This is a genomic window from Streptomyces shenzhenensis, assembly GCF_021462265.1.
In the GTDB taxonomy this organism is placed as follows: domain Bacteria; phylum Actinomycetota; class Actinomycetes; order Streptomycetales; family Streptomycetaceae; genus Streptomyces; species Streptomyces shenzhenensis.
The window spans coordinates 177,404-202,849 of record NZ_JAJONF010000009.1; the positions used below are offsets into that span (position 1 = coordinate 177,404).

A 25,446-nucleotide genomic window follows, 5' to 3' on the forward strand; every position below is an offset into this window, starting at 1 on the left:
GGGTCAAGTCCCGGGGCGGGTCCACCGTCGGGAGGGTGAGATGCGGATCGGCGAACTCGCGGCGCGGACCGGAGCCAGTGTCCGCTCGCTGCGTTACTACGAGGAGCAGGGGCTGATCACCAGCACCCGCAGCGTCGGCGGTCAACGGCAGTACACGGAGGGCGACATCGAGCGGGTGGACTTCATCCGGCGCCTGTACGCGGCCGGGCTGTCCAGCCGCACCGTCCTGGAACTGATGCCCTGCCGCGACGCGCCCAGCGACGAGACCTCCGACGCCGCGCTGGACCGCATGGCCAAGGAGCGCGACCGGCTCTCCGCGCACATCCAGGACCTGCTGAACACCCGCGACGCGCTCGACGGCCTGATCGCGGCGAACCGGGCCCACCGCGCCGCCCGCCGGACCGCGGCATGACGAGATCCGCCGGCCGGCCCTGCCGCGACCGGCGTCCGCCGAGCGGTGCAGACCTTCGCCCCGTCCTCGTCAGGCGGGCAGTGCGCTGAGTTCGCCGCCGTCGGCGAGGACGACGGAGCCGTTCAGGCAGCTGCTGCCCGGACCGACGAGGACCGAGACGGCCTCGGCGCGTGGCTCGGCTCATTCGGTGTCGCCGAGCGCCGCCATGGGGGTGGCGCGGCCGGCCCGGCGGGCCGGAAGGAGTCCGGCGAGTGCCGTGACGGCCGTCAGGGTGACGAAGACCGTCAGGAGCCGGCCCGTGGGCAGCAGCAGCGGGGCCGGTGCGATGGCGAGCCGGACGGCCAACCAGGCGTACGGGACTCCCAGGGCCAGCCCCAGGACGCCGCCCAGGGCACCGTACAGGGCGGCTTCCGCGGCGACCGTCCGGCGCAGGGAGCCCCGGCCCAGGCCCAGGGCGCGCAACAGGCCGAACTCCCGGGTGCGTTCGACCGCGGTGAGGCTGGTGGTGGTGACCACGCCCACGACGGCGATGAGGATGGTGAGGCCGACGAGCCCGAGCGCGACGGTGCCCACGAGCCGGATGTCGCCGAGGGTGACGTCCCGCAACTCGGCCGGCACGTCCAGGCCGGCCTCGTCGGGGTCGGGGACCTCGGCGGCGACGGCAGCCTCCAGGGCCCTGCGTGCCTCGCCACGCGCGGCGAGACCGTCCGACGAGGCGTCGGCGAGGATGCCGGTCGGCCGGGCGGCGGCGCCCAGCCGGCCGAGGTCGGCGGGTGTCACGAAGAGTCCCGTGCCGGCCGGGCCGTCACCGGCGAGGGTGGCCGCGACCGTCAGCCGGAGGCGCCCGTGCGGAGCGGGGAGGCTGACGGTGTCCCCCGCGCGGACGCCCAGGTCGTCGGCGAGCAGGGCCGCCACGATCACCTCGCCCGGGCGCAGGGCGCTCAGGCTCCCCGTCGCCGTGTCGATGTCGTGGGCGGTGGGCAGGGCCCGCAGGTCCAGGTCGGAGACGGTCTGCTGGGTCTGCCCGACCGTGATGTCGAGCGTGCGGTAGGCGAGGACGTCGTACAGCCGGGGGGAGGCGTCGAGCCGCTGGACCAGGGCCGGCGGGAAGCCCTTGGGGTCGGTCACGCGGAAGTCGGCCGGTGCCTCGACGGCCAGCTTGCGGTCCGTGTAACCGCCCAGGCAGGCGACGGCGACGAGGGCTCCCCCGACGAGCGCCACGCCGAGGGCGACCACGACGGACACCGCCGCGGCCCGGCGCGGTGCGCCGCCGACCACACCGACCGCCAGCCTGCCGGCGGTCCCGAGCCGGCGCAGCGGCCATCCGGCGACCGCCAGCACCGGGCGGACCAGCAGCGGGCCCAGGGCGATCAGCGCCAGGAAGGCGAGGGCCGCCGAGGCGACGGTCACCATCAGGGAGGTGAGGTCCCGGTCGTAGCCGCCCGCCCCGGGCTGCGGCAGGTCGCTGACGAGCAGCGCCACCAGCCCCAGGGCCGTGACGGCGAGGAACAGTCCGGTGGCCAGCCGGGCGGGACGCAGCCGGTGTTCGGCGGTGACGGTGGAGGCGGCGCGCAGGGCCTGCAACGGCGGCACGTGCGACGCCGACCGGGCGGGGGCGAGCACCGCGCCGACCGTCACCAGCGCGGCGCCGGCGATCACCAGGGCGGCCTGCGCGGCGGGGAAGCCGGGCGCGGCCAGGTCCTGTCCGGCGACGCGGGCGGCCAGGGGGGCCAGGTGCCCGGCTCCCCAGGCCGCCAGGACACCGAGTGTCCCCGCGGTGGCCCCTGCCAGGGCGCCTTCGGTCACGAGCGCGGTGACGAGCTGCCGTCGCTGGGCGCCGATGGCACGCAGCAGCGCCAGTTGCCGCAGCCGCTGCGCGAAGACGATACGGAAGGCCGAGGTGGCGACCAGGGCGGCGGCTCCCACGGCGACGGCCAGGAACACGGCGATCAGCTGGAAGATCTCGCGGTACTGCGCGAGGGCGGCGCGGGCCTCCACGGCCCGGACCGTGTCGCCGGAGCTCACCAGGGCGTGCGGGGACGGCGTCCTCAGGACGTCCCGTACCCGCCGGGCGATCTCCTGGGTGCCGGCGCCGTTCACGGTTCGGATGTCGAGCCGTGAGTAGCCGGACAGGGCCGCGATGCGCAGGAGGTCCTCCCCGGTCGCGTACCCGGCGGCGTCCCGGTCGGCGTTCGTGGTGCCGGTGACCACGCCGGTGACCGTCAGCGTGGAGCGGACGGTCTTCTCCGGGTCTGCGGGGTCGGGGAAGAGCAGGGTGATGCGGCGGCCCGGGGCCAGCCGGAGCTCTTCCGCCGCCGGGCGGTTGACGGCGATCCGGCCGGGCGCGTCGGGATAGCTCCCTTCGGCGAGCCGGACCCGGGACAGCGGGCCGGTGCCGGGGTCGGCGCGCAGTTGCAGATAGTTCTGGGACAGGCCGCCGGAGACCGGGGCTCCGGCGTCGACCCGGGCCGCGACCTCGGCGACGCCGGGCAGCGCGCGGATCCGCCGCAGCGCCGCCGGGCCGATCGAGGCGTCCGTGTCGGTGACGACCAGCGAGACCGCGGCGGGCGTGCCGCGGAAGTGGGCGCGGGCGGTGTTCTCGGTGATCTGCTGCGCCATGACGGTGGCGAACACGACGAAGGCGGCCACCAGGACCGACGAGCCGGTCGTCAGCATGCGGGCCGGGCGGCGCAGCAGTTCCGCCAGCTGGGAGCCCAGGACGCTCGCGCGCCAGGTGACAGAGGTGGTCATCGGGTGCTCACCGTCCTGCGCAGCGCGTCGGTGACGTCGGTCCGGGTGGGTGCGTCGAGGTCGTCGACGACGCGGCCGTCGGCGATGACGATCACGCGGTCGGCGCGGGCCGCGGCGTCCGGGTCGTGGGTCACCATGACCACGGTCTGGCCGAGGTCGCGTACGGAGTCGCGGAGGAAGCCGAGCACCTCGGTGCCCGCGCGGGAGTCCAGGTTGCCGGTGGGCTCGTCGGCGAAGACCACGGCGGGGCGGGCCGCCAGGGCGCGGGCCAGGGCGACCCGCTGCTGCTGTCCGCCGGAGAGCTCGCCGGGGCGGTGGGCGAGGCGGTCGGTGATGCCGAGGACGGTGGCGAGCCGGTCGAGCAGGGCCGGGTCGGGGCGGCGGCCGGCCATGGTGAGCGGCAGCACGATGTTCTCCAGCGCGGTCAGCTGCGGGAGCAGGTTGAACGACTGGAAGACGAAGCCGACCCGGTCGCGGCGCACCCGGGTCAGTGCCCGGTCCGGCAGACTGCCGATGTCCGTGCCGTCCAGCACGACCTGGCCGGAGGTGGGGGTGTCCAGCCCCGCCAGGCAGTGCATCAGCGTCGACTTGCCCGAGCCGGACGGCCCGACGATCGCGGTGAAACGGGCGCGGGCGAATTCCGCCGTTATCCCGTTCACCGCTGTGACGTCCAACTGCCCCTGCCGGAATTTCTTCACCAGGTTCACGGCCGAGATGATCCCCGCGGTCACGTCAGAATTCCTTTCCGCTCCAGAGCGGCTCCGCTCCGGAGACGTCGTCGTGTCCGTCAGGAAGCGAATGCGGGCAGGGTGAGGGTGATACCGGCGTCCGTGCAGTGGCTGTTGGCCTCCTTGGCGATCCTGGCGAGTTCCTTGCCGGTCGGCGGCTCTCCCCCGCCCTTGGCGTGCAGGACCGCCCAGCCCTCGTAGTTGGAGATCTGCGCGCCGAGGTAGCCGTCCTTCATCTGTGCCCTGCGCATCGTGGCCGTGCGCCGCCCCCAGGCGTCCGCCGCCTTGGCGTCCTTGGGGAGCCGCCGCGCCTCGTCGACGATCCGCTGCGCCAGCCGGCAGTCCGCGGCGGATGCCTGGCTGGGCTTGTTGTGCTCGTGCCAGCCGTATGCGGCAGCGGCGGCCAGGACGGCGGCGAGCACCACGCCGACGGCCCCGAAAACCAGGGACCTGTTCTTGCGGACAGCACCGGAAACCGCCATGACCATAACCTCCGAGTAGTTCCGCCGGCGTTTTCCGGCGGACTGTGGAAGCAATCCTCGGAGTTCGGGGGCACCGGCACATCGGAGCACGATCGGAGTTTCGTCGCGGGCGACTGCGACCGCAGTGGCAGCGCGGGTCTACGACCACGGTCGTAGACCCGGGGAGGGGCGGCGATCTCGATCCGCGAGGGCACACGGACGGACCGGCGCAGGCGGACAGCCCGGCGGAGACCGCCGAACGGCGGGGCGCCGGGGGGATCCGGCGCTGCCGTGTCTTACGGCCGCGCCGCCTGGCCTCTCGGCCTGTCGTCCTCTCGGCCCGTCGGCCCCTCGTCCTCTCGGCCCGGCTACGGCCCCGGACCTCCGCCTGGACCGGTCCCGGACACCGTCCGCCCGCGCCCGGACGCCGCTCCCCCGGCCCGCGCCCCGTGCAGGGCCCACGGGGGTCAGCCGACGGGACGGACGAGGCCCGACTCGTAGGCGAACACCACGGCCTGCGCGCGGTCGCGCAGGTGCAGCTTGGCCAGCACCTTCCCGAAGTGCGTCTTCACGGTGGCCTCGGCGACGAACAGACGCGCGGCGATCTCGGCGTTCGACAGCCCTTCCGCGACCAGTTCGAGCACCTCCCGTTCACGGGCGGTCAGCACGGCCAGCCGTTCGTCACGCCGCGGAGACGGCGCCAGCTTCCCCGCGAACCGGTCCAGCAGCGCCCGCGTGACCCGCGGAGCGACGACGGACTCACCGGCGGCCACGACACGGATCGCCGACACGACGTCCTCGGCCGGGGAGTTCTTCAGCAGGAAGCCGCTCGCCCCGGCCTGCAGTGCGGCGAAGGCGTCCTCATCGGTGTCGAAGGTGGTGAGCACGAGCACCCGGGGCGCCGTTCCCCACTCGGCGAGCCGCTGCGTGGCCTCGATGCCGTCCATGACCGGCATGCGGATGTCCATGATCACGACATCGGCCTCGGTGTTCTCCAGCAGTCTCAGTGCCTCGGCGCCGTCCGCGGCCTCCCCGACGACCTCGATGTCGCTCTGCGCCGAGAGCACCATGGTGAATCCGGCCCGGATCAGCGGCTGATCGTCCACCACGGCCACCCGAATCGGCCTGCTCGGGTCCGTACCCGTGTCCCTGCTCGGGTCCGTGGTCATGTCAGTGCTCCCGCCCTTCACGTCGCCGCCCCGGCCTTCGCCGGAAGGTCCGCTTCGACCCGCCATCCCGCGCCGAGGCGCGGTCCGGCGGTGAAACGACCGCCCGACACCTCCACCCGCTCACGCATGCCCACGAGGCCGTGGCCGCCGCCGGCCACGCCCTCCGCTCCGGCTGGTGCGGGCGCCCCCAGCCGGCCGCCTCCGTCGTCGGACACCTCGATGTGCACGACGTCCTCCTCGCAACTGAGCGTGACGGCGACTTCCGCGCCGGGGCCGGCATGCCGCAACGCGTTGGTCAGACACTCCTGGACGACCCGGAACACCGTCAGCTGGTCCGCGGTCGGCAACCGGTCCCGGTCGCCGTGGACCGTCAGGGTCACCAGCAGTCCGGCCGTACGGGCCCGTTCCACGAGGGTCTCCAGACCGGCCAGCGACGCCCGGCGCCGCCCGGCGCCCAGCTCGGACCCCTCCCCCTCACCGTCGCCCGGAGCCCGGCCCGCGCGCAGGACGCGCACGATCCGGTGCATGTCCTCCAGCGCGTCCCGTCCGGTGGCGGCGATGGTCTGCAACGCCGTACCGGCCCTGTCCGGATCGGTCTTGAGCACGTAGCCGACCGCGTCCGCCTGGAGGATCATCACCGCCAGGCTGTGCGCCACCACGTCGTGCAGCTCCCGGGCGATCTCCGCCCGCTCCTCGGCCGCGGTGAGCTGCGCCAGATGCCGGCGTTCCCGCTCCTCCACAGCGGCCTTCTCCTCAAGGCCGACCGCGTACAGCCGCCGGGTCCGCAGCACCACAGCCGTCAGCCACATCGCCACGCAGATACCGAGGAACGCCACGAACGACACGAAGTCCATCGACGCCGCACGTGGCACGAACAGGCTGCCGACTCCGCCGAACACCAGCACCACGCCGGCCACGACCACCGCGCCGGCGGTATACACCTGCCACATGGCACGGGCGTGGGTGACCACCGACACCACCGCCACCAGGACGGCCATGTCGTAGCCCGTCGGCGCGCCCGCCTGGGCCACGTCCGGAACAACGGCCAGCACGTACTGCAGCAATGCCAGCGCCGACGCCGCGCCCAGCACGGCCATCGGCCACCGCCGCCGGAACAGCAGCGTCAGCGCCATCGCCCAGCCGATCACCTGATCGTACCCCACGCTGTAGTAGGAGGCCGAACAGGCCACCACCCCGGCGACCGCGACGTCATAGGCCGTATGCATCCACGGCCGAAGGGGAAAGCCACGCACCATGGCCGCCAGGCTACGGCAGCCGGCCACAGCCGGACGCCGGAGCACCGACCCCGGACGCGGCCCCAACTCGCCTCATCCGCAGGCCTGATGTGGCCGGCCTGCCGGGCGCCCAGCCCGCGCCATCCGGCGTTCGCAAGACGGCCCCGACCAGGTTCCGGGCCCGAGCCACACGGGGATTTCCGCCGTCTTACAAGGGCCGCCCGGCCGCGGGCGGAGTACCGGTCCAGTGACTTGCTTCTGCCGGGACAGCCGGAACAACCGGTGTGGGCGGACACCCGGGCTCAGGCGGCGCACATGAGCATGCGACGAGTGCGAAGTCACCAGGGGACGACGCCGTCGTCCTCGAAGAACGAACCGGTCGGGCCGCCGTCGGGCAGCGTGGCGAGCCGGATCGCCGTGGCCGCGCCCTGCTCGGGAGTGCGGGTCCCGTAGAAGCCGGTGAAGTCGGTCGCGACCAGGCCCGGGCAGGCGACGTTGATCAGGATGTTCGTACCGGCGAACTGCCGGGCGTACTGCACCGTGACGGCGTTGAGGAACGACTTCGACGGCGCGTAGGCGGCCATGACGGGGCCGATCTCGATGTCCGGGTCCGCCTGCCGGGTGAGGGAGGCGACGGCACTGGAGACGTTGACGATGCGGGGCGCCGCGGAGCGCCGCAGCAGCGGCAGCATCGCGTTGGTCACTCTGATGACACCGATGACGTTGGTCTCCACGACCGTACGGACCACGTCGAGGTCGAGCGTGGTCGGGTCCTGCTCCCACCCCGGCCCCGTCTCCCCTGAGACGCCGGCGTTGTTGACCAGGACGTCCAGGCGCCCGGCCTGCCGTTCGACCAGGTCCGCGGCATCGGTGACGCTCTGGTCGCCGGTCACGTCCAGGGGCACCCCGAACGCGTCCACCCCGGCGGCGCGCAGTTTCTGGACGGCGGCCTCGCGCCGGGCCCGGTCGCGGGCCCCCACGCCCACGCGGTACCCGAGGGCGCCCAGCCCGGCCGCGATCTCGTACCCGATTCCCTTGTTCGCGCCGGTCACCAGCGCGATCTTCGTTTCGCTCATGCCGTCGATGCTCGCCCGCGAACGAGCGCCGCATCCAACACCGATGCGGTGCTCTGTGATACCCGGCAGGTATCACCGGCGTACGCTGTGGCCATGGACACCGTGGAGACCCGCGAGCTGAGGTACTTCCTGGCCGTCGCCGAGGAACTGCACTTCGGCCGCGCCGCCGAGCGCCTCGGCATGGCCCAGCCGCCCCTGTCCCGGGCGATCCAGCAGCTCGAGCGGCGCCTCGGGGTCTCCCTGTTGAAACGCAACCGCCGCGGCGTCACCCTGACCGGCGCCGGAGAGGTGCTGCTGCACGAGGGCCGCGCGGCCCTCGACGCGGCCACCGCCGCCGTTCGCCGCACCCGTCGCGCCGGTGGCGCCGACGGTCCGGGCGGTCCCCGCAGCCGTCTGGTGCTGGCGGTGAAGGCCGGCGCGTCCCACGAGCTGCTGCACAAGCTCCTCGACGCCTATGCCGCCGAGCCCGACGCCGCGGAGATCGAGGTGCTGCCGAGCAGCACCTGCGAGCAGGAGGAGATGCTGCGCGACGGCCGCGCCGACGTGGCGCTCATGCACAAGCCCTTCAACTCCCTCGCCGGGTTCGACAGCGAGGAACTGATGACCGAGGGGCAGATCGCCGTCCTGCCCGCCGGGCACCCCCTGGCCGCGCGCAAGGCCCTGTCCCTGGCCGACGTCAGCGACGTCCCCGGCCTTCCGCTCGCCCGCTGGTCCCGGCACGGCGTCTACCCGCCCGGGCCGGGCCCCGAGATCCGCGACCAGACGCAGCTGGCCCAGCTGATCGCCCTCGGACGCACCGTGGCCGTCTTCCCCGACTCCGCCCGCGCCTGGCTGTGGGCCGAGCACACCGCCGTCCCCCTGACCGACGCACCCCCCGTCGTCACCCACATCGCCTGGCCCGCGCACAGCCGTTCCCTCGCCCTCGCGGGACTGATCCGCACGGCCACACGGCTGTGACATCGGACAGCCCGCGACACCTGTTTGTCCCGGGCGATCGCGCGGAGGGCGCCCCGCGAGCACGGCCGCGTTCGCGGGCCAAGGCCGGTTCGGGCTTCGACACGGCGGCCTTCACCATCGACCGGGACCGTGAGCAGGCGATCTGCCCGAGTGGGGCCACGAGTGCGTCCTGGACCGGGCCGAGGATGAACTCGGGTGTACGCCGGCGATCCGGACGACTTGTGGCGGCCACGGTCTTCGACGTCGGTGAAGCCCTGACGGATCGCGCCGACGACGGCCGGCGGCGGACACGGCGCGCTCAGCGCCTGGCGGCAGCGCGCCGCGCCACGATGGCGGCCCGGCGCTCCTCGAACCGGGTCGCCTGCGCGTCCAGTGAACCGAGGAACTCGCCCAGCTCCTGCTGGGCCTTGAGCCCCTCGGGCCCAAGGCCGGTCAGGCGCAGGACCTTGAGGTGCCGCAGCACCGGCTGGAGGACGTCGTCGTGGTGGACGCGCAGGTTGTAGACACCGGCCAAGGCGATCTCGACGGCGGCGCGCTCGAAGCCCGGCAGGCCGTGGCCGGGCATCCGGAAGCCGCTCACCACGTCGGCAACGGCGCGCAGGGCCTGGTCGGGGGCGATCTCCAGAGCGGCCCTCAGCAGGTTGCGGTAGAAGACCATGTGCAGGTTCTCGTCGGTGGCGATGCGCGCCAGCAGGCGGTCGCAGACCGGGTCGCCCGAGCTGTGCCCGGTGTTGCGGTGCGAGATGCGGGTGGCCAGTTCCTGGAAGGCGACGTACGCCACGGTGTGGAGCGGCGAGTGCCGGTTGTCGGAGACGAATCCGGCGGACATGTGGGTCATGCGGGCCCGCTCCAGTGCCGCCGGGTCCACGGCGCGGGACGCCACCAGGTAGTCCCGCATGACCATGGAGTGCCGGGCCTCCTCCGCGGTCCACCGGTGCACCCAGGTACCCCAGGCGCCGTCACGCCCGAACAGGGTGGCGATCTCGTGGTGGTAACTGGGCAGGTTGTCCTCGGTGAGCAGGTTCACCACCATCGCGACCTTGCCCACCGCGGTCAGCGGAGACTGCTCCGGCGCCCAGGGCTCACCGCCCAGGACCCCGTCAAAGTCCCGGCCTCGGCTCCAGGGGACGTACTCGTGGGGCATCCACTCCTTGAACACCCCCAGGTGGCGGTTGAGTTCGCGCTCGACCACCTCCTCCAGCGCATGCAGGAGCTGCGGGTCCGTCCAGGTGGTGCGGCGGACAGAGGATGACGGGGGGACGGCGGCCATGGAGGAACCGGCCTTTCGCTGCGGGGTGGAACCTACGGTTCCGTAAGTTATGAGGCCGCGCCGTGGTTCCGCAGGGGCCGTTCGGCCCTACTGGCACGTACGGGTGGGGACCGCGGTAGCGGCGCCGATCCTTCCACCAGGCGAGGCGGTCGGCGGAGTGCTGGGGGAAGACGGTCTGCAGCGCGATGACCTCCAGCGGCAGGACCGCGCACCCCGTCACGGCCCAGGCAGGGGCCCGGCCAAGTGGCCGACCTTCGAACGCGTCCCGCCCCTGTCCTGGAATTGGGTCATCGGCGGGCCGGGGCCCGGCCTTCCGACGGCTCGGCTGGATGCCGTACCAGCCACCGGGCCCCGGGCCTGCGGGTGTGCGGCGTCAGCGGGAATGGCCGAGTTGGGTGAGGGCCAGGTCGAGCATGTCGGCGAAGAAGTCGGCTGCGGCGGCGTCGATGCACAGCGGTGGCTTGATCTTGAGGATGTTGAGGTGGTCGCCGGTCGGCTGGACGATCACGCCGAGGTCGAGCATGCGGTCGCAGAGTTCGGCGGTTTCTTCTGTGGCGGGTTCCAGGCCGGCGCGGTCCCGGACGAGTTCGAGGCCGAGGTAGAGGCCCGAGCCGTGGACGGCGCCGATGATGCCGTAGCGGTCGGCCAGTGCCTCCAGCCGGCTTTTCAGACGGCCGCCGACGCGCACCGCGTTGCCCTGGAGGTCTTCGTCGCGCAGGGTGTCCAGGACGGTGAGGCCCACGATGCTGGAGACGGGGCTGCCGCCGGTGGAGGAGAAGAAGTAGCCCTGGTCGCGGTACCGGTCCGCGACCGCCCTGGACGTGATGACGGCGCCGAGGGGGTGTCCGTTGCCCATGGCCTTGGCGACACAGACGATGTCGGGGACGACCTGCTGCTGCTCGAAGCCCCAGAACCAGTGTCCCAGGCGGCCGTATCCGACCTGGACCTCGTCGGCGACGGCCAGGCCGCCGTGACGCCGTACCGCCGCGTACACCTGGGCGAGATAGCCGTCGGGAAGGGCGACTCCTCCGGCGTTGCCGTAGAAGGTCTCGCCGATGAACGCTCCCGCCGGGCGGCCGGCGGCGGCCAGTTCGTCGATCACCGCAACGGCCTCGGGTGCGTAGCGCACGGCATCCGGCCCGCGGTGACGGCCGCGGTAGGAGTTGGGCGAGTCCACGGTGTGCACCCAGTCCGGGCGGGTGGCCAGGGCGTTCGGGTTGTCCTGGAGCGAGGTGGAGACCGCGTCGGAGGCGTACGTCCAGCCGTGGTAGGCCTCGCGCAGCGCGACGACGTCGTGCCGGCCGGAGGCCCCGATGGCCAGGCGAAGGCCCAGATCCACAGCTTCCGAACCGGAGTTGACGAGGAACACCGTGTCCAGAGGGTCGGGCAGGAGGGCGGCGAGGCGCTCGGTGAACTCCACCACGGCGGCGTAGTGGAAGCGCGAGTTGGTGTTGAGCCGCCGCAACTGCCGGGACACCGCCTGCTCGACGCGGGGGTGGGCGTGGCCCAGTGGGGTGACGTTGTTGACGATGTCGAGGTACGACCGGCCGTCGGTGGACAGCAGATGGTGGCGCCAACCGCGTTCGATACGCGGAGGGTTGGCGTAGTAGTGCCCCTGCACGGTGGCGAACGCGGCGTCACGCCGGTCGAGCAGGTCCCTCTCGCCCGCGGGGTCGGAGCCGGCCGGAAGGCCGAGGAGCGGGGCGGGGTCGGCGGTGAGCGCGAGCCAGCCGGCGGCGTACTCGGGACGGACCAGGCGCGGGGCGGCGGGGCCGTCGGCGTCGCGCAGCGCCACGTGGACCGGGGCACCGGAGCCGAGGTGGGCGATGTCCTCGCCCGCCTGCACCGTCGCACCGGTGGTGACCAGGGGCTGGACCGCATGAAGGAAGGACAGTGACAGCACCTGCGAGCCGTAGGTGAGTTCCACGTGGCCCGGCGCCGCGGCGAGGACCTTCCCCGCGGCGGGCGCCTGCACCACGGCGTCCCGGCCGGGCCAGAGGTCGATTCCGGTGGGCACCGTGGCGGTGGACACCGCCGACAGCGCCGGTGCCCGAGTCGGACGCGCCTGGGCGTACCGGGTGGCGACGGCGGCCGCTCCGTCCGTGAGCGCGGAGGTCACCAGCCGGGCCTCGGCGCCGGCGTCCGTCCAGGCTCCGTGGTCCATGGACTCGGCGTCGGTGGACAGGTCGAGGACGGTGATGTCGTCGGCGTCGAGGTCCCGCAGGAGAGGGCGCACCGGCGCGCCGGCCTGCGCGGTCCGGGCAGGCACGCCGGTCATGCCGGTCGCGTCCCTGATGAGGCGGATCATCACCGGCAGGGGCAGCCGGGCGGCCTGTTCGAATATGCGCCATTCGTGGTCGAGCGCGGACGTGGCGTAGACGTTGTCCTCGTCGACGGCGGCCTGATGCTGCCCGCTCGCCACCAGGACGGCGGCGCGCAGGACCACGAGCGGCCACAGCGCCTCGGCTTCCTCCGGGGAGAGCGGCCGAACCGCGTGGAAGGCGCGGACGGCCGGCAGTACGTGGTGAGGCTCGATACCGTCGTGGTGGAGCATCGAGGACAGTGACACGGCGAGTTCGCCGACCGCCCAGCTCGTGGTCACGTCACCGAAGTCGATGACGCCGTCCGGCACGGGCGGACGGCTGTCGGGGCAGCGGACCAGATTGTCGTCGGTGAGGTCCAGGTGCACGGCCTGCGACGGCAGCGCGCCGGCGAGCTTGTGCACATGTGCCCAGGCCTCGGCGGTCGCGGTCCGGACGGCGGTGCGCCGGCCGGGTTCGCCGATGTGCCCGGCGAGCTTGGCGACGACGCGATCGGCGTGCTGCGGGTCCCACTGGAGCACGCGGTCGAGGCCCGGGTGCCGGAAGCCGCGCAGGGCGGTGCTGACCTTTCCGGCGATCGTGCCCATGCCCGCCACGGCGCCGGGAGACAGGTGCCGTGGTCCCGAGAGCGTGCCGCCGGGCAGGTAGCGCAGCAGGCGGGCGACGGCCGGACCGTTCTCGGTGTCCACCGTCGTGCGCCGCGGGCAGCCGTCAGGGCGGCGCAGGACCGTGGCGATGCGCAGTTCCGGACGGGCCGAGGCGATCAGGTCGGCTGCCGCGTCCTGGGCTTCGATCTCCACCATGCCGAAGGCGGGGTTGGCGATCTTCAGAATCGCCGCGGGCGTCCCGTCGTCGGCGTGCAGCAGGAAGTTGGCGTCCTGCTGGCTGCCCAGGGCCCGCGCGCGAGCAGTGATGCCGAGGTGTTCGGCAGCGATGAGCTCGGCCTCGGCCGGCGTCATGCGGGGTACGGGAAGGGCGTCCTCGGTGAAGAAGTCGATCGTGCGGTGCTCGTCGGGCAGCATGCGGGGTTCCTCGGCTGGTGCGGGCAGACAGGGCTCGGACGCTCGGACGCCTCAGTCGACGTGCCACAAGAAGCGGTGAGTGTGAATCGCGAAGTAGGGGAAGTTCTCCACGGATGCGACACCCTCGACGGGTCGCACGACGTCGTTGACGAAGTCCAGAAGATCCCGAGGCTGAGGGCACACGACCTCCGCGAACAGGTCGAAGCCGCCGGCCGTCAGGACCGTGTACACGACTTCGTCGTGCCGGGACAGCTCATCGGCGACCGCCCGGGGATCGCCGTCGATGCGCAGGCCCAGGAGCGCCATCGCCTGCTGGCCCAGGGTCATCGGGTCGGTCACTCCGACGACCTGGACCGCCTTGGTGTCGATCAGCCGCTGCAGCCGCAGTCGCGCGGCCGAGGGCGACAACCCCACCTTGGGGCCCAGATCGGCGTAGGGGATCCGGCCGTCGACCTGCAGCTCCCGCAGGATGGCCCGGTCGATGTCGTCCATGCGGCACCTCTCTCCTGCACGAACGGCAGTCATCACGCTTGTTTCAAGCACAATGCCGGATGAACATGCTCGATTCAAGTGCGAGAACGATGGAATCGAGCGAACCGCGGGAACGCTTGTGGCTGCCGGAGCCGTTCGTGCCTGTTGTCTGCCGAGGCGGACGGTCCTTCGTCCGTCGCGTGATTCGGGTTCCTGCGAGGCACACGCGCCCCGCGCCACAGGGTCGATCCGCGGTCGGCGCGCAACGGCGGCCGCGGATCGACCCTCACCGGTCGGCGGGCTGGAAGCCGCTCCGCGTCCGGTCGACTGAACTCGTGGCGGGCTCGTCGTCGAGGCGGAACCTCGGGTCGCCGGGGACGGACGCGAGGAGTCGAGCGGTGTACGGGTGGTTCGGCTCGGCGAAGGTGGCTCCGGTCGGACCGAGCTCGACCAGGTCCCCGTGCAGCAGGACCGCGACCGTGTCGCTGACGTGCCGGACGACGGCCAGGTCGTGTGAGATGAAAAGCATCGTCAGCGAGAGCCGGCGGCGCAGATCGGCGAGCAGGTTGAGGATCTCGGCCTGGGTCGTCAGATCGAGGGCCGAGGTGATCTCGTCGGCGATGACGAACCGGGGACGCGGTGCGAGGGCCCGTGCGATCGCCAGCCGCTGGCGTTGGCCGCCGGAGAACTCGTGCGGGTAGCGGTCCATGCTGTCCGGGTCGAGGCTCACCTGGCTGAGCAGTTCGGCGATCCGGGCCCGGGCCGGTCCGACCCTGGCCCGGATCGGATCGAGTGCCTCGGCGAGCGACTGCGCGACGGTGCGCCGCGGGTCGAACGAGGAGTACGGGTCCTGCGCGATCATCTGGACCCGCGCGGCTCCCGCCCGTCCGCGCGAGGTGCGCAGCGGGGCGCCGTCCACGAGGATCCGGCCGCTCGACGGCCGGTGGACGCCGACGAGCGTCCGCGCGAGCGTCGTCTTGCCCGATCCGGACTCCCCGACGAGTGCGAGGGTGCTGCCCCGGGGGATGTCGAACGAGACTCCCTTGAGCACCCTGCGGGCCGCTACGCCGTGACCCAGCTCGACGGCGAGGTCCTCGACGCGCAGCAGCGGGGCGGCCGGCTGCGGGTCCGGTGCGGTGGCGGTGGCGGTGGCGGACATCAGCGGCTCCCTTCCGCGGCCGGGGGGCGGTCCGCGGCTTTGTCGGAAAGGTCGTCCGACGGCGCCCCGCTCGGCTGCGCCGAAGGCGCGTCGGCCGTCCACCGGACCGCGCTGAGGGTTCCGCCGGCCTCGACCGCGGCGGGCGTCGCCGCGAGCAACGCGCGGGTGTACGGGTGGGTGACCGTCCCCCGGCGCAGGTCGCCGCCTGTCGTACGGTCGACGACCCGGCCGCCGTGGAGCACCAGGACGGTGTCGCAGAGCTCGCCGACCACGCCGATGTCGTGCGAGATGAACAGCATCGCCGTGCCGTGCTCGCGGTTGATGCGCCGGAACTGCCGCAGCACCTCCGCCTGGACGGTGACATCGAGTGCCGTCGTCGGCTCGTCGGCGATGAGGAGCCGCGGGTTCGTCGTCATCGCGGAGGCGATCGAGGCACGCTGGAGCATGCCGCCGCTCAGCTCGTGCGGATGCTGGCGCAGCCGCCGCTGCGGTTCGGTGACGTGGATGTCGGCCAGCGCGCGGACCATGTCCTGTGCGGCCCGGCGCCGGGGCGTCCGCAGATGCACCCTGGCCACCTCGGTGAGCTGGGTGCCGAGCCTCAGCGCGGGGTTGAAGGTGCCGATCGGGTCCTGGTAGACGATGCCGATCTCGGTGGCGAGGCGTCGCGGCGGCGGTGTTCCGAGCAGGTCGAGGTCGCCGAGGGCGAGGCGCGACGCGTTCACCCGCAGGCCCTCGGGGAGCAGGCCCGCGACCGCCATGGCGATGGTGGACTTGCCCGAGCCCGACTCCCCGACGAGGCCGACGATCCGGCCGGCCCCGATGGTGAACGACACGTCGTCGACGAGTGTCCGGGCACCGGCGCGCACGGTGAGCCCGGCGACGGTCAGCAGGCCGTCCGGCTCGGTGTCGGCTGCTGCCCCCGCACCGCCCGGCGCCTGAAGCGCCACAGGTGCCCGTGCCGGGTCGGCCGGTCCCGTCGCGTCCGCCGTCCCGCTCGGCGCGGGCGCTGTGCCGCGGGTTCGCGGGTCGACGAGGGAGGCCACGCCGTCTCCGAGGAGCATGGCGCCCACGCCGGTGACGATGAGCATGATCGACGGAGCGAGGACGACCGACGGCTGGGCGAAGATCGACGGCAGTGCCTCGTTGAGCAGCCGGCCCCAGTCGTACTGCGGGTTCTGCACGCCGAGGCCGACGAACGACAGACTGCTGATGTCGAGCAGGGACAGGGTGAAGCTCGAACTGAGGAGCACCAGCAGCGGCCCGCTGATGTTCGGCAGGACATGCCGGCCCAGGATGCGCAGGCCGGGAACGCCGAGCAGGCGCGCGGTGAGCACGTAGTCCTTGTCCGCGACGGTCGCGGCGAGATTCGCCGTCAGCCGTGCGAACCCGGGGGCGCCGGCGACGGCGATCGCGACGATCGCGGACACCGTGCCCGGTCCGAGCACCGCCGCGATGACGAGGGCCAGCACGAGCGAGGGGAAGGCCACCGCCGAGTCGACGAGCCGCAGACAGGTCTCGCGCAGCCACCCGGGGGCCAGGTGGACCAGCGCGCCGATCGCGACGCCGACGACGAACGAGGCGGCGGTGGCGGCGGCGGCCATGAGCAGGGTGAGCCGGGTCGCGACGAGGGCCCGGGCGAGGACGTCACGGCCGAAGGCGTCGGTGCCGAGGAGGTGTCCGGCGCCGGGCCCCAGCCGGGCGCCGTCGGTGAGGGTCTCCGCGGCACCCCTCAGCAGCGGCGGGGCCACGAGGGCCACGGCGAGGAGCAGTCCGAGAATCACGGCGCCGGACAGCAGCGACGGGTTGCGGCGCCATCGGCGCACGGCCGCGTCAGTGGCCACGACGACCTCCCTCGAGAGTGCGGGGGTCGACGATCCCGAGGACGACGTCGACGAGGAGGTTGACGAGCAGGGCGAGCATGCCGACGACGAGGATGATGCCCTGGATCACCGGATAGTCCTTGTAGATGATCGCCTGGACGACCTCGGTGCCGAGCCCCGGGCAGGTGAAGACGTTCTCCAGGATGATCGTCCCGCCGAGCAGGGACGTGAGGACGAGTCCGCTCAGGGTGAGGACACTCGTCACGAGGTTGGGCAGTGCGTGGCGGAGGTGGAGGCGTACGGATCCCAGGCGGTGGCCGCGGGCGGTCCTCATGTAGTCCTGGGCGAGCACCGAGGCCGTCTCCTGCCGGACGACCCGGGCGATGGCGAAGGCCGGGCCGATGCAGAGCGCGGCGATCGGCAGGACGAGCGCGCTCGGTGTCGTGGCGCCGCCGGCCGGCAGCAGCCCGAGGCTGATCGAGAACAGGACGATGAGGAGGGTCGCGACGACGTAGACCGGCGCCGACGCCAGGAGCCCGGCGACCGTGCCGAAACCGACGCCGAGCCGCCGGCGGCGTCCGTCACGGGTGAGGACACCGACGGCCATGCCCAGCGGGACGGCGATGACCAGGGAGAGCAGCACGGCCGGGATGACGAGCTGGACGGTGTACGGCAACCGGGTCGCGACGATGTCCGCGACCGGTGTGCCGAACCGGAACGAGGTGCCGAGCCGTCCGGACACGATGTCGCCGAGGTAGTGCACGAACCGCGTCGTGATCGGCTCGTCGAGGCCCAGGCGTCGGCGTATCGCCGCGAGCGTGGCCGGGGACGAACTGGTGCCGGCGATCGCACGGGCCGGGTCCCCGGGCAGCAGGGGCACGATGAGGAACGTCACGAGGACGAGCAGCAGCATGGACATCAGCAGGCCGCCCGCCCGGCGGACGGCGAACCCGGCCCAGCCGCCGCCCAGCCGCAGCCGGGGAACGCGGCGGACGGACGCGGCCGGCAGCGGCCCGGCCTCGGCGGCGGACCCGGCGCTCACAACGCCCCCGCGAGTGCCGCGTCGTCCGGATGCCGCTCGTGCCAGCGGAACCGCGGTTCGAGCTGGGCGGACAGGCGCAGCAGCGTCGCCTCGTCGTAGGGCGCGCCGACGAGTTGCGCACCGACCGGCAGTCCGTCCGCGGTCGTATGGACGGGCAGTGAGATGGCGGGCAGCCCGGCGATGTTGACGAACGCGGTGAACGAGACCATCCGGGTCTCGGTGGCCCGCGGGCCGTCCGGGTCGGAGTTCGCCTCGTCGTACACGGGGCCGACCGGTGGCGCCACGACCGCCGTGGTGGGGGTGAGGAGAACGTCGAAGTCCCTGCCCCACTGGGCGACCACGTCGCGTGACTCGGCCTGCAGGCGCGCCGCCGTCCGGGCGTAGTCGCCCGCGGTGACCTCGAGGGCGGTCTCCCGGCGGCGCCGGATGTAGGGGTCCACGGCGTCGGGATCGTCGACTTCGATGGCGTAGGTGGAGGCACTGATGATCGTCCAGGTGAAGCCCATGATCGCCTCGTACGAGAACATCTTCGGGCGGGCCTCGACGACGTCGTGTCCCAGGTCTCGCAGGGCCTGCGCGGCCGTCAGCGCCGCCTTGCGGCACTCCTCGTCGACCGGCAGCCCGGTCGGCGCGTCGAGGAGCAGACCGATCCGCAGCCGCCCGGGATCGGCACCGGCCTCCTCGATGTACGGGCGACCCGGTTCGGGCGCGCTGTACCAGGCGAGCCGGTCGGCACGGCCCATGACGTCGAGCATGAGGGCCGCGTCGCGCACGGTGCGGGTGATCGCGCCTTCGGTCGTCGAGTGTTCCCAGCCCCGGACGAACGCGGGCACGCGTCCCCTGCTCGGTTTGAGGCCCACGAGGCCGGTGACGGACGCCGGGACCCGGATCGATCCGCCGCCGTCGGAGGCGTGTGCCACCGGGGCGAGCCCGGCCGCGACGGCCGCCGACGCGCCGCCGCTCGACCCGCCGGAGGTGTGCGCCGGGTTCCACGGGTTGCGTGTCTTGCCGTGCCGGGAGTTCTCGGTGACGGTCAGGGCGCCGAACTCCGGCGAGTTGGTCCGGCCGAGGGGGATCGCGCCGGCGTCGAGGAGGAGCTGGATGTCGGGGTCCGTGACCGTCTGCGGGGTGTCCCGGATCGCCAGTGAGGACATCGTGTTGGGTTGCCCGGCCACGGAGTTGAGGTCCTTGATGGGGACGGGGACGCCGTGCAGCGGGCCGAGCGGATCGCCGCGCAGCACCGCCCGCTCGGCCCGGACGGCCGCCGCGCGCACCGCGTCGGCGTCGAGCCAGACGATGGCGTTGACGGCGGGGTTGATCCGCTCGATGCGATCGAGGTAGGTCTCGGCCACCTCCACCGGGCTGACCTCTTTGGCGCGCACGAGGTCGGCGATCTGCTGGGCGGTGCTGAATGGGTCGATCACCAGGGGACTCCTGTCGGAAAGGTGCAAGGGTCTCGGTGCCGGGCACCGGAACCGCGCGGGGATTCGGCGTGCCGGACGGCCGGGTCCGGCCGCGTGGGTCTGCGCCGTGTGGCGGCCCGTCCGTCAGCCGGTGATGCGCAGGATCGGGTCGTCGAGCGAGCCGCCGAGCATCTGTGCGCTGAACCCCTTGCGCAGCGCGTAGATGAACGGGTCGTTGACCAGCGGCACTGCGTCCGCCTGCGAGATCAGGGCCTTGGCGGCTGTCCGGTACGCGGCGCAGCGAGCCTGGTCGGTCGTCGCCGCGGCGCCCCGGGCGAAGGCCTTGTTCACCGCGGGGTTCCTCACCGCGCCGAGGTTCCCGCCGCCTGCGGAGACGGTCGGGCCCACGAAGTGGCCGAGCGGGTTGGCGAGGCTGCCGAGGAAGTTGAGGTCGGCGAAGACCGTGAGGTCCCAGGCGTCAGGCTTACCGAACACGGTCCCGACCCAGGTCCCGACGTCGACGTTGGCGAGTGTGACGTCCGCGCCGGCGGCCCGCAGCGCCTCCTGGATGTACTGGTTTCCGGCGCCGGCCGGCCCGACCACCTGGGGGCCGACGAGGCGGATCTTCTTGCCCTTGAGCACGGCCGCCGCCGCGGTTTTGTCCGTCGGTACGAGGAACGAGGTGGCAGGGTCGTTGCAGGGGATGCCTTTCTGCACGAACATCGTCGACAGCTCACCGGTGTCCTTCGAGGCGACCTTGGCGAAGGCGGCGCGGTCGACGGCCTGGGCAACCGCGCGGCGGGTGGCGACGTCCGCGAAGACCGTGCCGGGCCGTTCGTTGAAGAGCAGGTAGAAGTCGGAGAACCGGCTGACGCTCACCGTGTGGCCGCCCACGCCGTCGAAGCGCGGGATGCCCGAGGCGTCGATCTTGCCGATGTCGAGCTGGCCGCTGGTGACGAGGTTGCCGGTCGCCGTCGGGTCGGGCGAGACCAGGTACTCCAGCGTCGTGGCGGCCTTGCCGGGGATCTTCGTGCGCCAGGCCGGCCAGGCCTTGTACTCCGGACGAAGCGCGTAGGAGTACGAGACGCCGGGCTGGGACCTCTGAAGAAGGTAGGGGCCGGACTGCGAGCCCGTGGCTCTGCCGGCGGCAAGGGCCTTGAGGTCCTTGAGTCCCGCCGGGCAGACGATGCCCGTGCTCGCGATCGACAGGCCGGTGACCATGTCGCCCCATGGCCTGGCCAGCGTGATCTTCACAGTGTGCGCCGCGTCGTCGGCGGTCACTCTCACCGTGTTGCCGGGGCCGAAGACGGTGGGGAGATCGGGCGCCGCCGTCTTCGGGTCGGCGTAGCGGTCGAGGGACGCCTTGACGACCGTCGGCGTGACCGGCGTCCCGTCGGCACACGTCGCGTCGGTGCGCAGGGTGAACGTCGCCGAGGTCGGTGTGTTCCTCCACTTGGTGGCCAGCCCGCCGACGAGCCCGCCGTCGTCCTTGCGCACGAGGGTGTCGTAACTGTCCCGGGCGAGCAGGTAATCCGGCAGGGACAAGGCCTTGGCCGGGTCGAAGCCGGCCGGCACGTCGATCGTCGTCCGGATCTTCGTCACGGCCGCGGCACCGCCGGTGCCGGGGTCTTCGGACGTCGATCCCGTGGTGGTGCAGCCGGCGAGCACGGCCGTCATGGCGACGGCCGCGGTCACGGGGACCGCGCGGGTACGGGTCTGGCGCATGGGTGCTCCTGGAGGGGGAGTCGGGCGCTGCGCAGGCCGCATGGGATCGGGCGGGATCAGGCGGAACGAGCGCGAGCAGTTCAGGGCGGAGGCGGTGCGCGCGGCCCTCGGTGGGCGCCGCGCGGGAGCGAGCCGTGGAGCGTTCGGTGGGGAGAGGATGCCGCCCAGTGAACGACGTAGTCAATAGCGTTAACTATCTTTGTGTACGCCGCCGCGCAGGACCGTTGCGGGGCAGTGGCCCTGAAGCCTGGCAGAGGGCGCGCGTCAGTCGCGCGGGAGCGTCGCCGCCTCCGCCTCGAGAGCCGCGAGGAGGATGTCCGTCTGCCGGCGGAAGACGTCGGTCATGTCGATACTGCGCAGGTGTTCCTTCGCCGCCTCGGCGTAGGGGTACGTGGCAGGGTCCACCGGCTGGTACTCCTGCACCCAGTTCACCGCGGCACCGAACCGCTGGTTGACGAGCCGCCAGGCGTTGCTGCTCGCCATGGCGAGGACGAAGTTCGAGTACGCCTGGTAGTGCAGGACGGCCGCCCGGCCGCGCCAGCCGCCGCGGTGGAACGCTTCCAGGACGGCGTCGACGGCGCGCAGTTCGTGAACGCCCCGGGTGACTCTCCCCATGCAGAGCGCGGCGGCCGCCGGATGGTCCAGCGCGGTGTTCCAGGCACGGATCGCCAGGTCCCGCAGCGACTCGGTCCACGACTCGTGCGGCTCGTACCCCTCCAGGGAGATCCTGTCGAGCTCCTCCGCGACGGCGACCATGATGTGGTCGCGACTCGCGAAGTGCCGGTAGACCGCGGTCGCGGAGGAGGACAGTTCCTTGCCGAGTCGCTGGAAGGTCAGCGCGTCCGGCCCGTCCTCGTCGAGGATGCGCAGCGCGGCCCCCACGATGAGCCCCTGGGACAGGGTCCCCCGTTGGAGCCGCTTCGTCGACCGGCCCCCGGCAACTGCCACTCGAACGCCTCCCTCGGACGGACGGCGAGCACACGCTGCCGCAGCCCGCGACTCTCTACCGGCAACAATGAGACCAGCCTATGCGACCGGTTTCGAGCGGGTCATCCTGGGCCCGGCCACCGGGGCGGCCACCGAGGTCGTCGAGGTGATCCAATCCCTGCCCGGCATCGGCACAGTTCCCGGTGCCGAGTTCCTCGTCGCCGTCGGCGGCAGCCTGGATGCGTTTCCCAGTCCTGACCGCCTCGCCGCCTTCGCGGGAGTGACGCCCGCACCACGCGACTCGGGCAAGATCAGCGGGAATCTCCACCGTCCTCAGCGCTACCACCGGCGCCTTCAACGGGTCTTCTGCACATCGGCGTTGGTGAGCGTCCCGTTCGACCCCGACGCGCGCAAGTTCTACGAGCGCAAGCGCGCCGAAGGCAAACGACACACCCAGGCCGTGCTCGCCCTCGCCCGCAGGCGCGTCAACGTTCTGCGGGCCTTGATCCGTGACCGATGGTGCTGTCGAGTCGCACCCTCAGTCACTGCGGCGGCTTGACTTCAGCATGGGGAAGCACCAACCGCTCAGCCAGCCCCGTCATGCACGACTCAACGCACGGTCACACCAGAAGAGCCGACGTCTGAGGCGCACGGCAACGGCCCCTGACCGTCATGACTGGTCAGGGGCCGTTCTTGCTCCGATGGGTGCACCTTTGTCCACCTACGTGACCGCTACCGAAGCACGAAGATCACGAAGCCTCCATTGCCGAAACGGTGGTCAAAGCCGTTACCGAAACGGTGGTCGAAGCCGTTGCCGAAACGGTGGTCGAAGCCGTTGCCGAAACAGAACCCGGGGTGGTTGAAGCAGAACCCGCCTTGGTTGAAGCAGCGCCAGTCGTCGTGGTCGAAGCACACATTGGTGGTCACCTGGGTGTGCGCGGCAGGGGCTGCTGCGGCCGTGCCGGCTGCGCTGATCGCAGCGCCGCCGGCCATCAGAATGCCGGCAGCGGACGCCGCGACGAGACGCCTCGTGCGTTGTGCTCGCATGATGGATACGCCCTTCGTTTCGTCCTCTCGCGCGACTCTCGGCGGCACGAGATGGGTGGCCGCAGCCGCGGAGCACGTCCCGCATCCAGGATCCCGCCGCGCGGGAACCAGCCGACCAGGTGCGCACTCCCAGGATGCGGCCTATTTCCGATACGTCGGAGGCGCCCTTTTGGATTGGCCCTTGCGGCCGTCGGCCAGGTCCCGGGCGGCCGCCGAATCGGCAAACAGGGTCGTCCGACCATGGCAGGGCTTCGCATGTTCGGTGTCCAGGCGGCAGCGGAGCGGTGGCCGGTGGGCTGGTCCGGTGCCCGGCGGAGCTACAGCCTTGAGGTGGCGTATGACGCAGCACCGACCCGGCGTACCTGTGCGGTCACAGCACTGGCTGAAGGCTCCCGGGTGTCACCGCTCCGGCCGCCGGGAGCCGGCGGGACCACCCCCTGGTACGGGTTCCCGGGCATGCCCGTCGGCGCGGACGACGGCCAGGAAGGCGTGGGCGAGCATGGTGAGGGTGACCCGACGAGTCCAGGAGCCGAAGCGGCGGACCTGGTGCTCGTCGAGTCCGGCCAGGCCCTTGCCGGATTGGAAGAACTCCTCCACCCGCCACCTTGATCCCGCCACTCTCACCAGCGCGGTGAGCGGCACCGGGTGGGGCGAGTAGCAGCGGTGGAAGGCGAGTTCGCCACTGCTTCGGTTGCGGCGGATCAGCATCTGGTGGCTGCCAGGGCCGGGGCGAGCGAGGTCGATGACGGCCCAGTCGTAGAAGCGGCGCCCCTTCGCACCGGCCCCGGCGGACAGTTTCTGCCAGGCCCAACCTCGGCAGCTTCCTGGACAGAGCACCAGCTCGGAACTTTCCGGCGGGGGTGGGGACTTCGTGGGTGCGGGCGACGGCAAGCACGTAGCCGCACCTGCGTTCCTCCAGAGTGTCCCGCAGGCGTGGGTTGCCGCCGTAGACCTCGTCGCCGGCCACCCACGGGGCCCGGTGGCCCGCGTCCAGGAACCGGCCGATCATGCGGGCCGCCAGCTCCGGCTTTGCGGCGAAGGCGCTCTGCTCGCCGAGCCCGGCGGCGGTCGGGCTCGGAGGAACACGAATGCGGGACCTGCAACTCGCGGTCCACCGCTGCGTGACCGCGCCGGCCCGCATGGACGACATAGACCGCGACCTGCGAGTTCTCGATCCTGCCAGCCGTACCGGTGTACTGGCGCTGCACGCCGACCGTATGGTCTCGTACGCGCCGACGGGGTTCACCCCCGCGTGAATCGGCCGGCTGTCCGACCCATCAGGCCCTCGAACGCCTCGCGCCAGCGGGCAGGGTCAACGCTGTGACCTGCGACCACCGCATGATCTTCAGTCTTCGCACACCGATGATCAGCGGTGGCCGCCCGCGTCTCCTCATCGACCCCGACAGCAAGATCACGATCAACGCTGTGGAGGCAGTGTGCGTAGATAGTTACTGTCGGGTGCCATGCGAATCCTTGTACTGGGCGGCACCTCATTTGTGGGCCGGGCCGTCGTGGACGATGCTCTCCGTACGGGCGCGAAGGTGACCCTCTTCGGGCGGGGCCGGACAGGACCCGAGCTGTTTCCGGGGATGCCCAGGCGTATCGGCGACCGGGACACCGGTGACTACACGGCCTTGCACGAAGGTAGTTGGGACGCGGTGATCGATGTCAGCGGATACGTGCCGCGCCACGTCAGGCAGGCGATGGAGGCGCTCGGCGACCGGGTCGGCAGATACCTGTTCATCTCCAGCCAAGCGGTGTATGTACGGGCGGGTGTGGAGCCGGGCTCGGACGAGGACACCCCACGTCGGCCACCGGTCCGTGACACCGAGGAATTGACCGAAGAGACCTACGGGCCGCTCAAAGCAGCCTGCGAGGACGACGTGTTGGCCCGGTACGGCTCGCGGGCGACGATCGTGCGGCCGGGGAAGGTAGTCGGACCACACGACGTGCAGGATGGGCTCACGTACTGGGTACGCCGGGCAGCGCGTGGCGGCCGGGTGGCCCTGCCAGGCCGTCCCGAGCAGCCGGTTCAGGTGATCGACTCGCGTGACCTGGCCCGACTTGTGGTGCAGTTGCTCGTGGACGACAGACCTGGTGCATTCCATGCCGTTGGTCCAGCCGAGCCGACCACGATGGCCGATCTGATCAACACCTGCGCGCGGGTCGCAGGCAGCCAGGTCGAGGTCGTTCCGGTGTCCGCCGAAGCGGTGCCACCCTTCTTCCCGCTGATCCGCCCCGAAGCGATGTGGTCGACGCAGCAGCGCAGCCCGTCTCGCGCCCGAGCCGCCGGTATGCCGGCGACTCCGTTGGCGGTGACTGTCGCTGACGTGCTGGCATGGGACCGCGAGCGCGGCGAGCCACCGCTGGGGCACGGGTTGTCCCCGGAAGCAGAGGCGAAACTGCTCGCTGGAACCTGATCGCCAGAGCGGGCCAGGGCTCTAGGCCGT

At 72.3% G+C, this 25,446-nt stretch carries 19 protein-coding genes and 2 pseudogenes; 4 read left to right on the forward strand and 17 right to left on the reverse strand.

Annotated features, from left to right (window positions below):
• Nucleotides 1-40: 40 nt before the first annotated feature.
• A complete protein-coding gene (locus LQ326_RS15235) occupies nt 41-412 on the forward strand; it encodes a MerR family transcriptional regulator (RefSeq protein ID WP_234536770.1) in 372 nt (123 codons plus the stop codon).
• A 180-nt stretch (nt 413-592) separates the two neighbouring features.
• Here LQ326_RS15235 and LQ326_RS15240 read toward each other — a convergent pair whose 3' ends face one another.
• The 6 genes from LQ326_RS15240 to LQ326_RS15265 form a co-directional block, all read right to left on the reverse strand.
• Nucleotides 593-3,163 carry an ABC transporter permease gene (locus LQ326_RS15240; RefSeq protein ID WP_234536773.1) on the reverse strand — a complete coding sequence of 857 codons (2,571 nt, stop codon included), beginning with the start codon at nt 3,161-3,163 and terminating at the stop codon, nt 593-595.
• The gene (locus tag LQ326_RS15245) at nt 3,160-3,954 is read right to left on the reverse strand and encodes an ABC transporter ATP-binding protein (RefSeq protein WP_372496854.1); all 795 of its coding nucleotides are present in this window, start codon (nt 3,952-3,954) and stop codon (nt 3,160-3,162) included. The genes LQ326_RS15240 and LQ326_RS15245 overlap by 4 nt, the downstream gene beginning before the upstream one ends.
• Complete coding sequence (locus tag LQ326_RS15250) at nt 3,951-4,373, reverse strand: hypothetical protein (RefSeq protein WP_234536776.1); 423 nt, start codon at nt 4,371-4,373, stop codon at nt 3,951-3,953. Before LQ326_RS15250 ends, LQ326_RS15245 begins: the two co-directional genes overlap by 4 nt.
• A 446-nt stretch (nt 4,374-4,819) precedes the next feature.
• Complete coding sequence (locus LQ326_RS15255; protein ID WP_234536779.1) at nt 4,820-5,521, reverse strand: response regulator; 702 nt, start codon at nt 5,519-5,521, stop codon at nt 4,820-4,822.
• Nucleotides 5,522-5,538: 17 nt separating this feature from the next.
• The gene (locus LQ326_RS15260) at nt 5,539-6,747 is read right to left on the reverse strand and encodes a sensor histidine kinase (RefSeq protein WP_234536781.1); all 1,209 of its coding nucleotides are present in this window, start codon (nt 6,745-6,747) and stop codon (nt 5,539-5,541) included.
• A 347-nt stretch (nt 6,748-7,094) separates the two neighbouring features.
• A complete protein-coding gene (locus LQ326_RS15265; RefSeq protein WP_234536784.1) occupies nt 7,095-7,832 on the reverse strand; it encodes an SDR family oxidoreductase in 738 nt (245 codons plus the stop codon).
• Nucleotides 7,833-7,925: 93 nt separating this feature from the next.
• Here LQ326_RS15265 and LQ326_RS15270 point away from each other — a divergent pair, with 93 nt between their 5' ends.
• Nucleotides 7,926-8,789 (forward strand): LysR family transcriptional regulator, encoded by an 864-nt coding sequence (locus LQ326_RS15270; protein WP_234536787.1) that lies wholly within the window; start codon nt 7,926-7,928, stop codon nt 8,787-8,789.
• 298 nt (nt 8,790-9,087) lie between these two features.
• On the opposite strand, the gene LQ326_RS15275 is transcribed toward LQ326_RS15270, so the two are convergent.
• The 9 genes from LQ326_RS15275 to LQ326_RS15315 all read right to left on the reverse strand — a co-directional run bounded on the left by LQ326_RS15275 (nt 9,088) and on the right by LQ326_RS15315 (nt 21,970).
• Nucleotides 9,088-10,059: an acyl-ACP desaturase gene (locus LQ326_RS15275; RefSeq protein ID WP_234536789.1), complete on the reverse strand. Its 972-nt coding sequence runs from the start codon at nt 10,057-10,059 to the stop codon at nt 9,088-9,090.
• A 373-nt stretch (nt 10,060-10,432) separates the two neighbouring features.
• The gene (locus tag LQ326_RS15280) at nt 10,433-13,402 is read right to left on the reverse strand and encodes an aminotransferase (protein ID WP_234536792.1); all 2,970 of its coding nucleotides are present in this window, start codon (nt 13,400-13,402) and stop codon (nt 10,433-10,435) included.
• Nucleotides 13,403-13,453: 51 nt separating this feature from the next.
• Nucleotides 13,454-13,894 (reverse strand): Lrp/AsnC family transcriptional regulator, encoded by a 441-nt coding sequence (locus LQ326_RS15285; protein WP_234536794.1) that lies wholly within the window; start codon nt 13,892-13,894, stop codon nt 13,454-13,456.
• Nucleotides 13,895-14,159: 265 nt separating this feature from the next.
• The gene (locus LQ326_RS15290) at nt 14,160-15,032 is read right to left on the reverse strand and encodes an ATP-binding cassette domain-containing protein (protein WP_234536796.1); all 873 of its coding nucleotides are present in this window, start codon (nt 15,030-15,032) and stop codon (nt 14,160-14,162) included.
• Complete coding sequence (locus tag LQ326_RS15295) at nt 15,032-16,873, reverse strand: dipeptide/oligopeptide/nickel ABC transporter permease/ATP-binding protein (protein ID WP_234536798.1); 1,842 nt, start codon at nt 16,871-16,873, stop codon at nt 15,032-15,034. The genes LQ326_RS15290 and LQ326_RS15295 overlap by 1 nt, the downstream gene beginning before the upstream one ends.
• The gene (locus tag LQ326_RS15300; RefSeq protein WP_234536800.1) at nt 16,863-17,894 is read right to left on the reverse strand and encodes an ABC transporter permease; all 1,032 of its coding nucleotides are present in this window, start codon (nt 17,892-17,894) and stop codon (nt 16,863-16,865) included. Before LQ326_RS15300 ends, LQ326_RS15295 begins: the two co-directional genes overlap by 11 nt.
• Entirely contained in the window at nt 17,891-19,318 is a 1,428-nt protein-coding gene (locus LQ326_RS15305) for an amidase (RefSeq protein WP_234536802.1), read from the reverse strand. The genes LQ326_RS15300 and LQ326_RS15305 overlap by 4 nt, the downstream gene beginning before the upstream one ends.
• 123 nt (nt 19,319-19,441) lie before the next feature.
• On the reverse strand, nt 19,442-21,022 hold the full coding sequence (locus LQ326_RS15310) for an ABC transporter substrate-binding protein (RefSeq protein ID WP_234536804.1): 1,581 nt from the start codon (nt 21,020-21,022) through the stop codon (nt 19,442-19,444).
• 264 nt (nt 21,023-21,286) lie between these two features.
• Entirely contained in the window at nt 21,287-21,970 is a 684-nt protein-coding gene (locus tag LQ326_RS15315) for a TetR/AcrR family transcriptional regulator (RefSeq protein ID WP_234536807.1), read from the reverse strand.
• Nucleotides 21,971-22,112: 142 nt separating this feature from the next.
• Between LQ326_RS15315 and LQ326_RS15320 the strand changes: the two are divergent.
• A pseudogene (locus LQ326_RS15320) lies at nt 22,113-22,508 on the forward strand (transposase); the annotation flags it as partial.
• A 173-nt stretch (nt 22,509-22,681) separates the two neighbouring features.
• On the opposite strand, the gene LQ326_RS15325 reads toward LQ326_RS15320, so the two are convergent.
• On the reverse strand, nt 22,682-22,996 hold the full coding sequence (locus LQ326_RS15325; protein ID WP_234536809.1) for a hypothetical protein: 315 nt from the start codon (nt 22,994-22,996) through the stop codon (nt 22,682-22,684).
• Between the two features lie 432 nt (nt 22,997-23,428).
• Nucleotides 23,429-24,216 (reverse strand): annotated as a pseudogene (locus LQ326_RS15330) (IS701 family transposase); the annotation flags it as partial.
• A 243-nt stretch (nt 24,217-24,459) separates the two neighbouring features.
• On the opposite strand from LQ326_RS15330, the gene LQ326_RS15335 reads away from it, so the two are divergent.
• Nucleotides 24,460-25,416: an NAD-dependent epimerase/dehydratase family protein gene (locus tag LQ326_RS15335; RefSeq protein WP_234536811.1), complete on the forward strand. Its 957-nt coding sequence runs from the start codon at nt 24,460-24,462 to the stop codon at nt 25,414-25,416.
• Nucleotides 25,417-25,446 lie beyond the last annotated feature (30 nt).

Excerpts from the sequence above, each read along its gene's own strand:
- LQ326_RS15310 (WP_234536804.1), bottom strand. The coding sequence starts at position 21,022 with ATGCGCCAGACCCGTACCCGCGCGGTCCCCGTGACCGCGGCCGTCGCC.
- LQ326_RS15270 (WP_234536787.1), top strand. The coding sequence starts at position 7,926 with ATGGACACCGTGGAGACCCGCGAGCTGAGGTACTTCCTGGCCGTCGCC.
- LQ326_RS15240 (WP_234536773.1), bottom strand. The coding sequence starts at position 3,163 with ATGACCACCTCTGTCACCTGGCGCGCGAGCGTCCTGGGCTCCCAGCTG.
- LQ326_RS15290 (WP_234536796.1), bottom strand. The coding sequence starts at position 15,032 with ATGTCCGCCACCGCCACCGCCACCGCACCGGACCCGCAGCCGGCCGCC.
- LQ326_RS15285 (WP_234536794.1), bottom strand. The coding sequence starts at position 13,894 with ATGGACGACATCGACCGGGCCATCCTGCGGGAGCTGCAGGTCGACGGC.
- LQ326_RS15250 (WP_234536776.1), bottom strand. The coding sequence starts at position 4,373 with ATGGCGGTTTCCGGTGCTGTCCGCAAGAACAGGTCCCTGGTTTTCGGG.
- LQ326_RS15325 (WP_234536809.1), bottom strand. The coding sequence starts at position 22,996 with ATGCGAGCACAACGCACGAGGCGTCTCGTCGCGGCGTCCGCTGCCGGC.
- LQ326_RS15235 (WP_234536770.1), top strand. The coding sequence starts at position 41 with ATGCGGATCGGCGAACTCGCGGCGCGGACCGGAGCCAGTGTCCGCTCG.
- LQ326_RS15255 (WP_234536779.1), bottom strand. The coding sequence starts at position 5,521 with ATGACCACGGACCCGAGCAGGGACACGGGTACGGACCCGAGCAGGCCG.
- LQ326_RS15335 (WP_234536811.1), top strand. The coding sequence starts at position 24,460 with ATGCGAATCCTTGTACTGGGCGGCACCTCATTTGTGGGCCGGGCCGTC.
- LQ326_RS15275 (WP_234536789.1), bottom strand. The coding sequence starts at position 10,059 with ATGGCCGCCGTCCCCCCGTCATCCTCTGTCCGCCGCACCACCTGGACG.
- LQ326_RS15260 (WP_234536781.1), bottom strand. The coding sequence starts at position 6,747 with ATGCATACGGCCTATGACGTCGCGGTCGCCGGGGTGGTGGCCTGTTCG.
- LQ326_RS15265 (WP_234536784.1), bottom strand. The coding sequence starts at position 7,832 with ATGAGCGAAACGAAGATCGCGCTGGTGACCGGCGCGAACAAGGGAATC.
- LQ326_RS15280 (WP_234536792.1), bottom strand. The coding sequence starts at position 13,402 with ATGCTGCCCGACGAGCACCGCACGATCGACTTCTTCACCGAGGACGCC.